At 38.1% G+C, this 12,891-nt stretch carries 12 protein-coding genes; 6 read left to right on the forward strand and 6 right to left on the reverse strand.

Going from position 1 to position 12,891, the window contains the following annotated elements; translation table 11 throughout:
- Positions 1-457 precede the first annotated feature (457 nt).
- Positions 458-2,377: a PBP1A family penicillin-binding protein gene (locus tag ENH66_00815; GenBank protein ID HDZ54242.1), complete on the forward strand. Its 1,920-nt coding sequence runs from the start codon at positions 458-460 to the stop codon at positions 2,375-2,377.
- A 37-nt stretch (positions 2,378-2,414) separates the two neighbouring features.
- On the opposite strand, the gene dnaN is transcribed toward ENH66_00815, so the two are convergent.
- Both dnaN and dnaA read right to left on the reverse strand, forming a co-directional pair.
- Complete coding sequence (dnaN, locus tag ENH66_00820) at positions 2,415-3,539, reverse strand: DNA polymerase III subunit beta (GenBank protein HDZ54243.1); 1,125 nt, start codon at positions 3,537-3,539, stop codon at positions 2,415-2,417.
- Positions 3,540-3,723: 184 nt separating this feature from the next.
- Positions 3,724-5,076 (reverse strand): chromosomal replication initiator protein DnaA, encoded by a 1,353-nt coding sequence (gene dnaA, locus ENH66_00825; GenBank protein ID HDZ54244.1) that lies wholly within the window; start codon positions 5,074-5,076, stop codon positions 3,724-3,726.
- A 208-nt stretch (positions 5,077-5,284) separates the two neighbouring features.
- On the opposite strand from dnaA, the gene ENH66_00830 reads away from it, so the two are divergent.
- The 5 genes from ENH66_00830 (at position 5,285) to ENH66_00850 (ending at position 7,304) form a co-directional block, all read left to right on the forward strand.
- The gene (locus ENH66_00830; protein HDZ54245.1) at positions 5,285-5,419 is read left to right on the forward strand and encodes a 50S ribosomal protein L34; all 135 of its coding nucleotides are present in this window, start codon (positions 5,285-5,287) and stop codon (positions 5,417-5,419) included.
- 105 nt (positions 5,420-5,524) lie between these two features.
- Positions 5,525-5,890, forward strand: a complete 366-nt coding sequence (rnpA, locus tag ENH66_00835) for a ribonuclease P protein component (GenBank protein ID HDZ54246.1) — start codon at positions 5,525-5,527, stop codon at positions 5,888-5,890.
- Positions 5,871-6,077 (forward strand): membrane protein insertion efficiency factor YidD, encoded by a 207-nt coding sequence (gene yidD / locus ENH66_00840; protein ID HDZ54247.1) that lies wholly within the window; start codon positions 5,871-5,873, stop codon positions 6,075-6,077. Before rnpA ends, yidD begins: the two co-directional genes overlap by 20 nt.
- 6 nt (positions 6,078-6,083) lie before the next feature.
- A complete protein-coding gene (locus ENH66_00845; protein ID HDZ54248.1) occupies positions 6,084-6,821 on the forward strand; it encodes a membrane protein insertase YidC in 738 nt (245 codons plus the stop codon).
- Positions 6,822-6,824: 3 nt separating this feature from the next.
- Positions 6,825-7,304, forward strand: coding sequence for a KH domain-containing protein (locus tag ENH66_00850; protein HDZ54249.1), 480 nt, complete (start codon positions 6,825-6,827; stop codon positions 7,302-7,304).
- Positions 7,305-7,383: 79 nt separating this feature from the next.
- On the opposite strand, the gene ENH66_00855 is transcribed toward ENH66_00850, so the two are convergent.
- From ENH66_00855 to ENH66_00870, 4 genes are read right to left on the reverse strand one after another with little or no spacing between them, the layout of a single operon-like run.
- The gene (locus ENH66_00855) at positions 7,384-8,874 is read right to left on the reverse strand and encodes a hypothetical protein (GenBank protein HDZ54250.1); all 1,491 of its coding nucleotides are present in this window, start codon (positions 8,872-8,874) and stop codon (positions 7,384-7,386) included.
- Between the two features lie 18 nt (positions 8,875-8,892).
- Positions 8,893-10,206 carry a hypothetical protein gene (locus tag ENH66_00860; GenBank protein ID HDZ54251.1) on the reverse strand — a complete coding sequence of 438 codons (1,314 nt, stop codon included), beginning with the start codon at positions 10,204-10,206 and terminating at the stop codon, positions 8,893-8,895.
- Positions 10,207-10,220: 14 nt separating this feature from the next.
- Positions 10,221-12,458, reverse strand: coding sequence for a M23 family metallopeptidase (locus tag ENH66_00865; GenBank protein ID HDZ54252.1), 2,238 nt, complete (start codon positions 12,456-12,458; stop codon positions 10,221-10,223).
- Entirely contained in the window at positions 12,455-12,871 is a 417-nt protein-coding gene (locus tag ENH66_00870) for a hypothetical protein (GenBank protein HDZ54253.1), read from the reverse strand. Before ENH66_00870 ends, ENH66_00865 begins: the two co-directional genes overlap by 4 nt.
- Positions 12,872-12,891 lie beyond the last annotated feature (20 nt).

Here is a 12,891-nt window from a genome sequence, read left to right on the forward strand (position 1 = left end):
TGATACTCAAACCATCGCTCTTGGCTGTGGAAATCTAACTAAAAAATAAGGTGAATTTCCTATTCTTTCCGATAAAAAACAATGATTTGTTTTGAAAAGAAAAACCTTGACAGAGTGTCTTAAAAATCTATAATAGTTTTAAGCTGCTGGAAAAGGGGGACGGTAATCAAGAAAAAAAATAAAAACAGGGTTATTATCTCGTTTTTCAAGCGAGCAAAGGTCGCAAAAAACAGGAATACAATGAAAACTATGTTTTACGAAGAAGATTTTTTTGATCCTCTCGGCCAAGACGAGGAAGGAGTAGGGGTCCCGGAAGAACCATCTGAAGAAAAAACAGAAGAGGAAGAAGAAACCGAAGAAGAAACTCAATAAACAAAGCCCCGTTTCAAACGGGGTTTTACTTTTTAAAAACTTATTGCCGTAATGGCAGAAATTTAGTGAAATAATTCAAATAATAATGGCTCAAAGAAAATACTATCGCCATACTTTTCGAAAGAAAGAAAAGTATAAATTGCTTTTAAAAATCTTATCTGGTTTTCTTTTTTTTATTGTTGCTATCTTTCTAATGGTCGCTTTTTTGTTTGTCTTTTATGCCAAAGATTTGCCTCGTCCGGAAAAATTTACCGAACGTACTTTCATTGAATCTTCAAAAATATTTGACCGTTCAGGAGAAATTCTCTTATATGAAATTTATGGAGAAGAAAGAAGAGAAATTGTCCCCATAGGTATTGTTCCCGAATATTTGAAAAACGCTGTTATTGTTACGGAAGATATCGAATTCTATCATCACTTTGGTATCAGCTTTAAGGCAATCGCCCGAGCTATCCTGATCGATTTGAAATTAGGAAAACCGGCTCAAGGAGGTTCTACAATTTCTCAACAGTTAATCCGTTCCTCATTTTTAACTCCCTCGAAAACGGCAAAAAGAAAAATTCGAGAAATTATTTTGACTCTTGAGCTAGAAAGACGTTATTCTAAGGAGCAAATTTTAGAATTTTATTTGAACCAAATCCCTTTTGGCGAGAACGCTTATGGTGTCGAAGCTGCCAGTCAGGTTTATTTTGGAAAATCGGTTTCAAACATCTCGATAACAGAAGCTGCTATTTTAGCTAGTTTAATCCAGGCTCCCAGTCGTCTCTCACCTTACGGAGAACATAAAGAAGATCTTCTAATAAGGAAAGATTATGTTTTAGAGAAAATGGCAGAATATAATTTTTTAACCCAAGAAGAAGTCGAAGACGCAAAGAGCCAAACCTTAAAATTTATTTCTCCTCGTCTTATTAAAGCTCCTCATTTTGTTGTATATGTGAGAGACTACTTGCTTAATCAATATAGTGAGGATTTTTTAAAAGAAAAAGGGTTAAAGATAATAACTACTTTAGACTGGGGGCTACAAAAATGGGCAGAAGAAGTGGTGCAGGAAGGAGCCCGAATTAACCAGGCGTCACGAGCTCATAATGCTGCCCTAGTGGCTATTGATCCAAAAACTGGAGAAATTTTAGCGATGGTGGGGTCGAAAGATTTTTGGGCCGATTCTTATCCTGAAAACTGTATGCCTGGCGAAAATTGTCTTTTCGATCCTCAGTATAACGTAGCGACTGGAATTTCCGGTCGTCAACCAGGATCAGCTTTTAAGCCTTTTGTTTATGTTACCGCCTTTAAGAATGGGTATTCAGACGAAACAATTGTGATTGATGAAAAAACTGATTTCAATGGCTATATCCCTCAGAATTATGATGGAATTTTCCGTGGGGCTGTAACTTTAAGAGAAGCCTTGGCGCAGTCTCTTAATGTCCCTTCAGTCAAAGTTCTGGCTAATTTTGCCGGCGTAGAAGATTCAATAAAGACCGCAAAGAGCTTTGGAATTACCACTTTGAATCAACCTCTTTCTTATTATGGCTTATCTTTAGTTTTAGGAGGAGGAGAAGTAAGGCTTCTTGATATGGTCTCAGCATACGGAGTTTTTGCCACCGGCGGCTTTCGGTTCCCGCCGAGAAACATATTAAGAATAGAAGACTCTTCGGGGAATATCCTTGAAAAAAGAGAAAATAATGGCCGGAGAGTAATGAATCCCGAACCAATTTATTTAATCAACAGTATTCTCTCTGACAATGAGGCCAGGGCTCCAACATTTGGTTTAAATTCTCTTTTATATTTTAAAGACTATCAGGTGGCGGCCAAAACCGGCACGACCCAAAACTATAAAGATGGTTGGATTATCGGTTATACCTCTTCTATTGTCGTTGGAGTATGGGTTGGCAACAACGATAATTCTCCAATGTATGAAAAACCCGGAGTTTCCGTGGCTGCCCCTATATGGAGAAGATTTATAGAAAAAGCTCTTCTAGAATTTCCTAAAGAGCTTTTGTTTGAATAATTTCCGAGCCGTTGGTGTTTTCGTATGGTTGAGTAGGTTAAGTGGCTTTAATCGGCATTATAACGTAAAAATAACTTTGGTCGTCCACTGGTTTTAGAATTGCCGGCCCTTCTTCCCCGCTTAATTCGAAAACGACCTCCCGGCTTTTAATATTTGAAAGTCCTTCGGCAAGAAAGCGCCAGTTAAAGGAAACTTCTACTGCTTCGCCTTTTACTTCGCCAGAGAAAGAAGACTTATTCTCTCCCAAGTCGGGACTTTGAGAGAAAACTTCTATTGTTTTTTGTTTTGGGTTAATTTTTAATTTAACTTCGTTGATTTTGCCGCAAAAAAGACCCGCTGTTTTAACTTGGTTTAAAAAGGTTGGCCTGGGAACGGTAATTTGAGTACTATGTTTTTGGGGGATAATTTCTTGATAATTCGGGTAATCCCCTTCAATTAAACGAGAGAAAATTTGAATGCGAGGCTGCGTTATTTCATCAACTAAAAATTCAAAAACAACTTGATTTTTTGTGAAATAAATAATTAGTTTGCCTTTTTTTTCGGAGAAAATATTCACTAATTCACGAGCTGTTTTTTGAGGGATAATAAAAGCAGTTTTTTGTTTTTCTTTTTTTTCAAAGAAAAGGGTTTTTTCGGCCAACCGGAAACTGTCGGTAGCTACTAACTTTAAAGTGTCGGGGCTAAAATCCAGAAAAACACCGGATATTTCTGGTTTCGTTTGAGAAGGGGAAGTAATTTCGATAATTTGTTTCAAACCTTCGACGAAAGGAATGGTGTTGATTTGGATAGAATTTTTTTCATCGAAAGAAGGAAAAAGAGGAAAATCCTCTGTTGTCGTTTTTTTAATTTTAGTTTGAAAATTTTTACTCTCAATATTGAGAAAATTTCCCTCTTCTTTTAGACAAATTTTATCTGGCTCTAATGAATTTATATAATTTGAAAGAAACTTGGCTGGAAGAGCAACGCTTCCCTCTATTTCGATTTTGGCCAAAATCCAACATTTAATAGCCGTTTCAAGATCTGTGGTTGTTAGAATTAAGAAATTTTTCTCTGTTGATATTAAAACATTTTCTAAAATAGGAAAATTAATATTTTTATTCGCCACTCTTTCTACAATTTGAAGGCCGGATTTAAAATTATTTTTCAAAATAAAAACTTTCATATAATAATAATAAATTTATAATAAACTTATTTATAGTTATTGTTATAGAGGGGTAAATTTTAAATAAATAAGGTTAATTTGATTGGGGAAAAACTTTGTTTTTCCTTTGGGAAAGACATGGGAATGATATATAAGAAAATGAAGAAAACAATTTTAAAATTACAGCGGGTTATTTTTACACCCGTTATGCACTGAAAATCCGCTGGCGAATTAGGTTTAATTCCTCTTTTAAATTTTCATTAGAATTAAGTTCTTTTTTGATTTTTTCGTAGGAATGGATAGCAGTAGTGTGGTCTTTCCCCCCTATTTTCCTCCCAATGAAAGGGAATGAATTTTTTAATTCTTCCCTTAAAAAATAAACAATAATTTGTCTTGGTTGAACAATTTCTCTCTTTCGAGACGAAGATAAAATATCTTTCTCTTTTACGTCATAAAATTCAACAACCGTTTGGATTATTTTTTTAGGACTGACTATTTTTTTAGGAGACTGAATTAAATTTTTCAAAAGATTTTTTGTAATCTCTAACCCAGGAATTTGCTTATTTAATTTTTGGAAAGCAATTAACCTGTTAAGGGCACCCTCTAATTCTCTGATATTCCGTTGAATATTATTGGCTAAATAAGTCAAAATTTCGTCTGAGAAATTCATTTTTCTTTCCTGGGCTTTGACCTTGAGAATAGCTATCCTTGTTTCGAAATCAGGCAAGCCAATATCGGCTATCATTCCCCCTTCAAACCTTGAACGTAATCTTTCTTCGAGAGAAGGGATGGCTTTTGGGGGACGATCAGAGGAAAGAATTATTTGTTTGTTATTTTCATACAAAGTATTAAAAATATGAAAAAATTCTTCTTGGGTTTTTTCTTTGCCAGCCAAGAACTGGATGTCGTCAATAATTAAAACGTCTACCTGACGATATTTATTTTTAAAAGCTTCTACATTATGGTTGCGAATGGAGAGGACAACCTCAGAAGTGAATTTCTCGGACGGTATGTACTTAACCTTTTTTGAGGATAATTTTTTTGTCACCTCGTTTCCGATTGATTGCAAAAGATGGGTTTTGCCCAGGCCGACACCGCCGTATACAAACAAAGGATTATATACTAACCCCGGCTCTTTGGCGACAGCAATGGCCGCGGCATGGGGCAGTTCGTTGAAAGAACCAACGATGAAATTTTCAAACGTATAACGAGGATTTAGGTTAGTTGTTTTATCAATCTTAAACTCCGAAAACTCCAATTGATCAGATTCCGGCATGGTAATAGTTTCTTTCATACGAAGACCTTTTGGTTGTATAGATTCAACAGAGTATTTCACCTCCTTAATTTCTCCATCAAGGCTGCGAAGAGTTGTTAAGATTAATTTATGATATTTGTTTTCTATCCATTCTTTTGAAAAAGAGTTAGGGACAGCAATTTGAACCTCATTCTCCTTTTGAGAGAGAATATTAGTGTTTTTAAACCAAGTTTCGAAATTAGCCGGAGAAATATGAAATTGAATTTGGGCAAGGACAGCTTGCCAGAGTTCTTCTTGTTGCATAGCTTTTATTTTTTATCTTTCTTTGATTATAGCATTAAAAGAAAAGAAGATGTCAAATAGAATTAAAACCAAACCGCAAGACCAAATTTTGTTAATAAAATGGGGGAAATCTGTGGATTCTTAAATGAAAATGAACCGGCGATTCCGATTGACTAAAACAAAAATTTTTGATATCTTAGTCTATAAAGTCTAAAATGAATTTTTCAAAATGTCAATTACTTATCAACCCAAAAAAAGAAAAAGAAAAAAATCCCATGGTTTCAGAAAAAGGAAGAGAACAAAAGGCGGAAGGACAACATTGACCAGGAGGAGAAGAAAAAAAAGACAGCGACTAACCGTTTAAATTGACATACCGTCACATTATTGCATTATTCAATTAGTTTTATTGAGCAAAGAAATTTCGTTATTTTTAGTGCAACAGTTTACCAATTTAACAGTTTAACAATTTATTTTGTTGCCCAGAGAAAATCGACTTAACCAAAAAAAAGACTTCCAGAGAGTTTTTCAAAAAGGAAAGGGTCTTAGAGAAAATTTATTAACATTCAAATGGGCTCCAAATAATTTAAAAGTAAGTCGTTTCGGTTTCATTGTCAGTAAAAAAATTTCCAAAAAAGCCATTGTAAGAAATCAAATTAAAAGAAGGTTAAGAGAAAAAGTGAGAATAGAACTTCCTCGTCTTAAGAAAGGCATAGATGGAGTAATCATTGTCCGGCCCGGAGTAGCAAAAGAAAAAAATCAGGAAATTTCCAAAAATTTAAACAAAATTTTTCTTAGAGCAAAATTAATTAGAAAAAATGGAAGCAGCAATTTCTAAAGCTATAAAATTTTATCAGAACTTTATCTCTCCAGGACTGGGTTTGCATTGTCGTTTTTGGCCCAGCTGCTCAGAATACACCAATCAGGCGATAAAAAAGTACGGCCTTAAAAAAGGCTCTCTTCTTTTTTTTAAAAGAATATTAAAGTGTCATCCCTGGCATCCGGGCGGCATAGACCTACCTTAAAAAAATATGGATTTTATAATTACTTTTTTCAATACATTTTTATATAGACCGTTATTTAATCTTTTGGTTTTGCTTTATCAATATTTGCCCGGACACGATTTCGGAATAGCGGTTATCGCTTTAACCGTTTTAGTAAGAGTCGTTTTTTATCCTTTGAACCTCAAGGCCATTAAATCACAGAAACTTCTTCAAGAGTTACAGCCCAAAATTCAAGAAATTCAAAGAAAATTTAAAAACGATAAGGAAAAACTAACCAAAGCCACTATTGAGCTTTATCAAAAAGGTAAGGTCAATCCTTTGTCTGGATGTTTGCCGATTTTAATCCAATTCCCAATTTTAATTGCTCTTTTCTGGGTATTTCAAAAAGGACTTCGAGTTGAAGAAATGGTTAATCTTTACAGTTTCGTTCCTAATCCCGGGCAAATTGTCCCTACTTTTTTGGGGATTTTAAATTTAGCCCAGCCTTCGGCTGTTTTGGCAGTCCTTTGCGGTTTCGCCCAGTTCGTTCAGACAAAAATGTTGACCCCTAAAACCCAGACTAAAAAAGGCAAGGCCGATTTTTCTACGATGATGCAAAAACAAATGCTTTATTTTTTTCCAATTTTTACAGTTTTTATCCTTTGGAACCTTCCCTCTGCCATTGCTCTTTACTGGCTGGTTACCTCCCTTTTCTCGATTTTCCAGCAATATTTAATCTTTAGACCCAACACTAAAACTTCACTTAATGCAGAGCAGAAGACATAAAATATGATTTCTCAAAAAGACTTAGAAAAAGCCAAAGAAATCACAGAAAAGTTTTTTCAGAAAATGACCATTCAGGTAGAAATTAAAGTAAAAGCCCAAAAAGAGCAAACTTTTTCGATTGATTTAGAAACAGAAAATCCTCAGATTTTAATTGGCGAAGGGGGCAGGACCCTTGCGGAGATTCAACATCTTCTCAGGTTAATTCTAAGAAAAAAACTTTTTTCTTCTAAAGAAAATGATAAAATTTTCTTCGTTGATCTTGATATAGTAGATTACAAAAAGAAAAAATATCAACACTTAAAAGAACTGGCACGTTCCATAGCTGACGAGGTTGCTCTGTCTAAAAAAGAAAAAAATCTTCCTTCAATGTCGGCCGCAGAAAGAAGAATTATTCACCTGGAATTAGCTGATAGATCAGACGTTGTTACCGAAAGCCTTGGCCAAGAGCCAGAAAGAAGTATAGTCATTCGACCCCATCCTTAAATCATAATCAGTATTTTTCTAAAGACCTAAAAAGAGCTGCCAGTGGCAGCTCTTTTTAGGTCTTACTCGATATCAAAACCTACATACCTTTTTTAATAACCGGAATAACTAACATAGCTCTTGTTTGGTTATCACCAATATGGTTATCTTTAAGCCTGATATCACTCGCCGTAAACACTTCTCCTCTTCCATCCCCTCGGAATAAAACAGCACTAAAATTACCTTCAACTCTCAGCGAGGAGATTCCGTTACTATCAGTAAAGGTTGGACACCACCCCGCATCTATCCACTGGGGATAGTCTAGGGCCATTGGCGGGATAGGATAAATACCACACTCAGCCCCATTCTCATCTTCGTTAAAATTATAATTTTGATAAAGAGTTATTCCTCCAGAAGGTAAAGAGCTATCTGGTGGACGCTGAACAAAAACACTGATTGATGAAACTCTGTCTTTTTCGACGTGCTCGACACAATATGAGTTATCCATACCAATAAGAGGATTACATTCAGGGATTGCACCTCCTTCGCTTAAGGGAATACATCTTGGAGGCCATTCGTCAATTGTGCCACCAAAAAAGACCTCAGCATCGCCTCGGAAATCATTGTGTTCGTGCAGAACTGCTCCGAGCTTACCGACGATGACCATTTCTCCTCTACAACACTGTGGATTAATGTTACAGTCGATAACCCATGGCCCAGGGCATAAACCATCATCCCACACTAAATTTTCCGGCTTTTCTATTCTTCGTGGTATTATTTTAATCGATTTGGCTTTGTTGTCAAAATTTATAGAACCACTCAAGTCAGACACGCTGCTTGTAAAAAGATGAGGATCTGCTTTACAACCGTCATCAGAGAAAAGATAAACCCCGGGCATTTTCCAGATTAATCTAACAGATTGGCTGTTTCCACTGATTGGTTTACAATCATCTCCATCATGATCATCAGATTCCCAAGGTGTTCCTTCATAATTTTCTTCAGGGAAAATTTTGATCTCCATTTCTTCTGCAGAATCATAAAAATAAACTGATGTGGCCTCATTGTTGAAGTCTCCCAGCGAAGAATAGTTGCTTCTTACTCTTAAAAAGTCTTCTCCCTCTATTAATCCCGAAGTGTCACTTTTGAGAGAATTACAATCAATTCCCGGCCTTTCTTTGTACAAAATAACCCCTTTATTAAATTCTACTTTTCCTATTTTTAAAACCACCAACTCCGGATTAAGTTGGATTAAAATGACATAAGCAATAAGTAGAATAATTAAACCTAAAATGCCAGCTGTAATCTGGCTTTTGGCATCAGATATGGCTAAAGGGTTGCCGGCTGAAGCTAAATAGCGAAAGCCGCCGTAAACTAAACTACCAAAAGTAACCAAAGCGGCAATAAGCAAGGCGAGATTGAACAGATATTTAATATAATCTGGTAAAAAAGTTTTGACTGTCCTTGGGGTTTCTGCCCCCGAAACCTGAGGATAATCCACTTCTGTTTTTTGCGCCAGCGCTAAGCCGTTCAAAACCAAAAAACAGAAACTGGCAAGAATCAAAATTAAAAAGATTTTTTTAAAGCTTTTCATTTTTAGCTTGGATAAAAATTATTTCTCTATTGGTTCGCAGCAAAAGAAATTAGTTAAATAGCACTCTTCCTGGTCGTCTGATAACATTCTTAACCATTTAGCTTCGTCACAACTAACAAGAGTTTCAACAAGCTGAACTTCCTCTGTTGGTTCGTATCCCGAAGCCGGAGTGGTGCACGCTGCCAGTCCTATCCTTGCTTTTTCCAACATAGCTCTAAGTCCCGGCGCCTTTTGAACTTCAGTGTTTATTGCAGCTGCGTAGTTAGCGATTTGTAATGATCTGATATAAATTATAGCTCTCTGATCCCCTAATTCGACAATAGCATCTATGGGGCAGGCATTACCCGTGCAAGAGGAAATCCCGCAGTCGAAGTCTCGAACATATTTTTCTTCACAGGCACCACCAAAAGACTTATCAAAACATTCATTATCTCCCCAACACTGCGTTTCTGTCCCAATATTAAAACAGGTAGGGTCTATTGCCGGGTCACAAGAACCAACCGGCCCACAATCACAGGCCCCTATGCCCGGTCCATACCAGCAAGTTTCCCCTGTGACGACATCAGTCCAACAGCATTCGTCAGAGGGAGCCGGAGGAAAAAATATACACATTTCCGGACCACATGATGATATTGCACAGACGCCAAAATCACTACATTCATCATCTCCCCAGACCCATGTTTCAGGATCATTAGATATTTTAAAACAGGTGGGGTCTGTCGGGTTTGCCGGGTTGCAGGTATTTCCATATTCGCAAAAATCTCCTTTTTCTTCCCAAGTACACAACCAACTACCACAGACACAGCTGCCTGGAAGTGCCTCGGGTGGGCAGCCCGGCGGATTTAGTCCGGTACGTGATATAGTTACATCCGCACAATTAGCGGTACACTCTTGATAAAGACAATTATCTGGATTCGGGTCGCAAAACTGTTCTGTTACAGTAACAGCATCACATTCGCCCCAGTAATTTTCACTATAATTCATCCAACAGTCTGTATTGCAATTTTCAGCTTGACATTCGTCAGGCAGAGGAAGCTCATAAACTGCATTGGCAGCTGCAACCACTTGTCCTCCTGCCGGCAGCATTTGATCATAATTCCAGATAATAGCCGTAGCCATTGCATAAGTGCCGTCCATTGCTTCTCCAATCGGGATTTCTCCACCCCCTAAATATTGTCCAAATGCGCCAATTTCTTCTTCCTGGCATTCCCAATCCCATTGCTCTACAGCTGAAATTGCCTCCTCTTTATTATAGAAGAAAGAAAAGGTAAAGAAAAGCAGTCCCAAAAGCATAACAGGGAAAATAATCTTTTTATAGTTTCGTAATTTCATAAACATAAATTAAATTACCAGCATAAAGCAGGGTCATCTCTTCGATCAGGACCGCAAATCCCAGCAGTCCAATCGGGAGCTGCATCAACACATTCAAGTTGTACACATTCTGCCGGGTAAGGATTTACTGTGTCTGGAAAATAACCCATATGGAGGTGGTCGCCTTCACTAAAACCAGTATCATCGACATGGCCAATTAAGTCTCCTTTCAAGATTCCTATGCTGGCTTCATTCGCAAGACATATATTCTCGCCACAGGTGTCTAAAAGGTGGCAATAGCGAAATTCGCCGAATTCTGTAAAAAGTCTAATGGCAATACCACAGCTGCCAAAAGGATGATAAGCAGTAATCGTACCATCAGCTACTGCATAAACAGGATCGCCTCTTGCGGCAGAAAGATCAATTCCATGATGCCCGGGATATCCTTCCCAGCCGCAGGTAAAACCAAAACCAGGCTGAAGGGGACAACCCGCTAATTCGGGAGGCAGAGGACCGCCGCCGCCAGGGGCTGTCGTGGTGCAGCTGCCCGTAGGATATGCCGGGTTTTCTTCAGCTTCTTGCTCGCCAAGATCAGGGAACAAGCTGATATAGAGTGGAAAAAAATTGGGCCAAAAGTTGGGGTTATTGGAAAGGGTGCAACTAGCTCCTCCTGACCAACAGCGCATAAAAGAACAAAAGTCAGTGTTATCTTCTCCGCAAAAACCGCTACAATTACTTACTATGTCGAGGAAACATTGTAATTGGGCAGGAACGCCCCGGCCAGCTGGGCAGTCTACTATTCCTAAAGTCCAACAGAGTTCACCGCCAATATCGCACGGCGTACCATCATCATCAAACCCAGACTCTTCTCCCCACATAGTTAAAATCAAAGCTTGGTTCCAGTTGTTAGCTTGCGCCCAGTTTACTATATAATCCCAGCAATCAATTCCACCAGGACAGGTTGTGTTTTTTATTGTCGGATATGTAGCAGCTAAATCTTCTTTGATGCTTGCTGGTATGTCAAAATCATTAAAATAGAGGTCAATTTCGCACTCGTTACAACCAGCGAGGGTATCTAAGATGGGGAAGGAAGGCCAACCCCCGCTGGCCATTAGCTCTTTTACTTGTTCTTCGTCAGTATAAAAAGTAGCAGGGTCGCCTTTTCCCCTAATCGTCTGGCCCAAAAAAGTAAAGGGAACAATCTCCACATCTCCGCCCAGTTCCAGTATAATCTGTTTCATCTCCAACATATTGTCGTAATTTATGGGGTAAATCGTTTCTCTGATGATTTTTATCCCTAATTCTAATCTCTGGTTATCTTTTTTGAAACTGGTCAGATCGGGAAGTATTGCTTCCATTTCAGCCGCCAAAACCGCAGCCAGATTGCGAATATCTATTTTTAGATTTTCAGCGTCATCTCGTTTATCCAAACAAGGTTCGCCCGTGCAAATCACTGGCTCTGGATCCCAGTCCTGACAGGGACCTCCACAAAACTCAACGTCTAAACAGGGATCACCTGCACATTGCATCGGCAGACAATAATTTAACCCAAAATCAGGAGGAGGATCAGCACCGGATTGTCCAAGATCGCACTCTGAAGGATCGGGTTCGGTGTTGCCGCATACATTACAAGGATTATTGATTATGTCTTCAAATTGGATTGTTTTGTCGGAAATTTGTGCTGAGAGGTTCTTAATGCTCTGGGCAGAACTATTGAGTCGATTTAGCCTGTTTGATTCTAAAACCCTTTCGATTAACTTTCCAATGGGAATTTCATAGAGTCTATAAACTTTGGCCGTTAACTGAAGCGGTTTAATTGGCACCATACAAACTCCACCATTACATTCCTGGCCTTCGTAACAATCTGCATCAACACTGCATTCTAAGGCGAGGTCAAGAGGGCCGATGCGTAAAATGGTTAATTCGGGGTTAACAGCCACTAAAAATAAATAAGAGCCCAGTAAAATCATTAAACCGACAATTCCAGCTGTGATTTGGTCTTTGGCGTCTGACATGGCAGCTGGTTGGCCTACTGAAAACATATAACGAAAGCCGCCATATATTAGAGAGAAAAAAGCTATCAGGCCGGCAATAATTAGTGCGAAGTTATAAATATATTTTATATATTCCGGCAAAGTAGGTTCTGCCGGAAGAGGCGCTCCCGGGATGGTTGGATAGGTAACCTCTAAGTCCTGGGCAAAAACAAAAACAGCAAAAAACAGGAGGAAAGAAACTAAAAAAATTAATTTGTATTTTTTTACTTTCTTGTTCATTGCTTAAGTTCGAAATAAACCAATAGAACCCAGAGAGGGAGCATTCCCACAATAGGGATGAACTCTATGGCAATTAGCAGGGGTCTTAACCATCTTAGTCTTTTTGCCCATTTGGCTGCTTTTCCTAATCTGGCCGTTGCCCCCCGGGTGGCTTTAAGCTGTCCAGAGCGGGAATAAATCCAGCCCCCGATTACAAGTATTGCGACGATATCAAGAATAAGAAGACTTCCAATGAAGAAATCGATTATATCTATTATAGCGGCAAGAGGCAGCATAATCAATCCTGCCGGGCTAAGTAGAGCTCCTTGTCTTTCGATTTCTGCCGTTTCTATTTGTTCTTTTATTTTCTTTTCTAGAGATTTATTTTTCTTTTCTAAAGGCTTAGTAGTCGTTTTTAAAGATTTAATAGCCATAGTCATTATCTTTTTTCTTT

The organism is Candidatus Nealsonbacteria bacterium, assembly GCA_011050465.1.
Taxonomy (GTDB): domain Bacteria; phylum Patescibacteriota; class Minisyncoccia; order Minisyncoccales; family RBG-13-36-15; genus RBG-13-36-15.

Coding starts and splice junctions, on each gene's coding strand:
- ENH66_00815 (HDZ54242.1), top strand. CDS start 458: ATGGCTCAAAGAAAATACTATCGCCATACTTTTCGAAAGAAAGAAAAG.
- dnaN (HDZ54243.1), bottom strand. CDS start 3,539: ATGAAAGTTTTTATTTTGAAAAATAATTTTAAATCCGGCCTTCAAATT.
- dnaA (HDZ54244.1), bottom strand. CDS start 5,076: ATGCAACAAGAAGAACTCTGGCAAGCTGTCCTTGCCCAAATTCAATTT.
- ENH66_00830 (HDZ54245.1), top strand. CDS start 5,285: ATGTCAATTACTTATCAACCCAAAAAAAGAAAAAGAAAAAAATCCCAT.
- yidD (HDZ54247.1), top strand. CDS start 5,871: ATGGAAGCAGCAATTTCTAAAGCTATAAAATTTTATCAGAACTTTATC.
- ENH66_00845 (HDZ54248.1), top strand. CDS start 6,084: ATGGATTTTATAATTACTTTTTTCAATACATTTTTATATAGACCGTTA.
- ENH66_00850 (HDZ54249.1), top strand. CDS start 6,825: ATGATTTCTCAAAAAGACTTAGAAAAAGCCAAAGAAATCACAGAAAAG.
- ENH66_00855 (HDZ54250.1), bottom strand. CDS start 8,874: ATGAAAAGCTTTAAAAAAATCTTTTTAATTTTGATTCTTGCCAGTTTC.
- ENH66_00860 (HDZ54251.1), bottom strand. CDS start 10,206: ATGAAATTACGAAACTATAAAAAGATTATTTTCCCTGTTATGCTTTTG.
- ENH66_00865 (HDZ54252.1), bottom strand. CDS start 12,458: ATGAACAAGAAAGTAAAAAAATACAAATTAATTTTTTTAGTTTCTTTC.
- ENH66_00870 (HDZ54253.1), bottom strand. CDS start 12,871: ATGGCTATTAAATCTTTAAAAACGACTACTAAGCCTTTAGAAAAGAAA.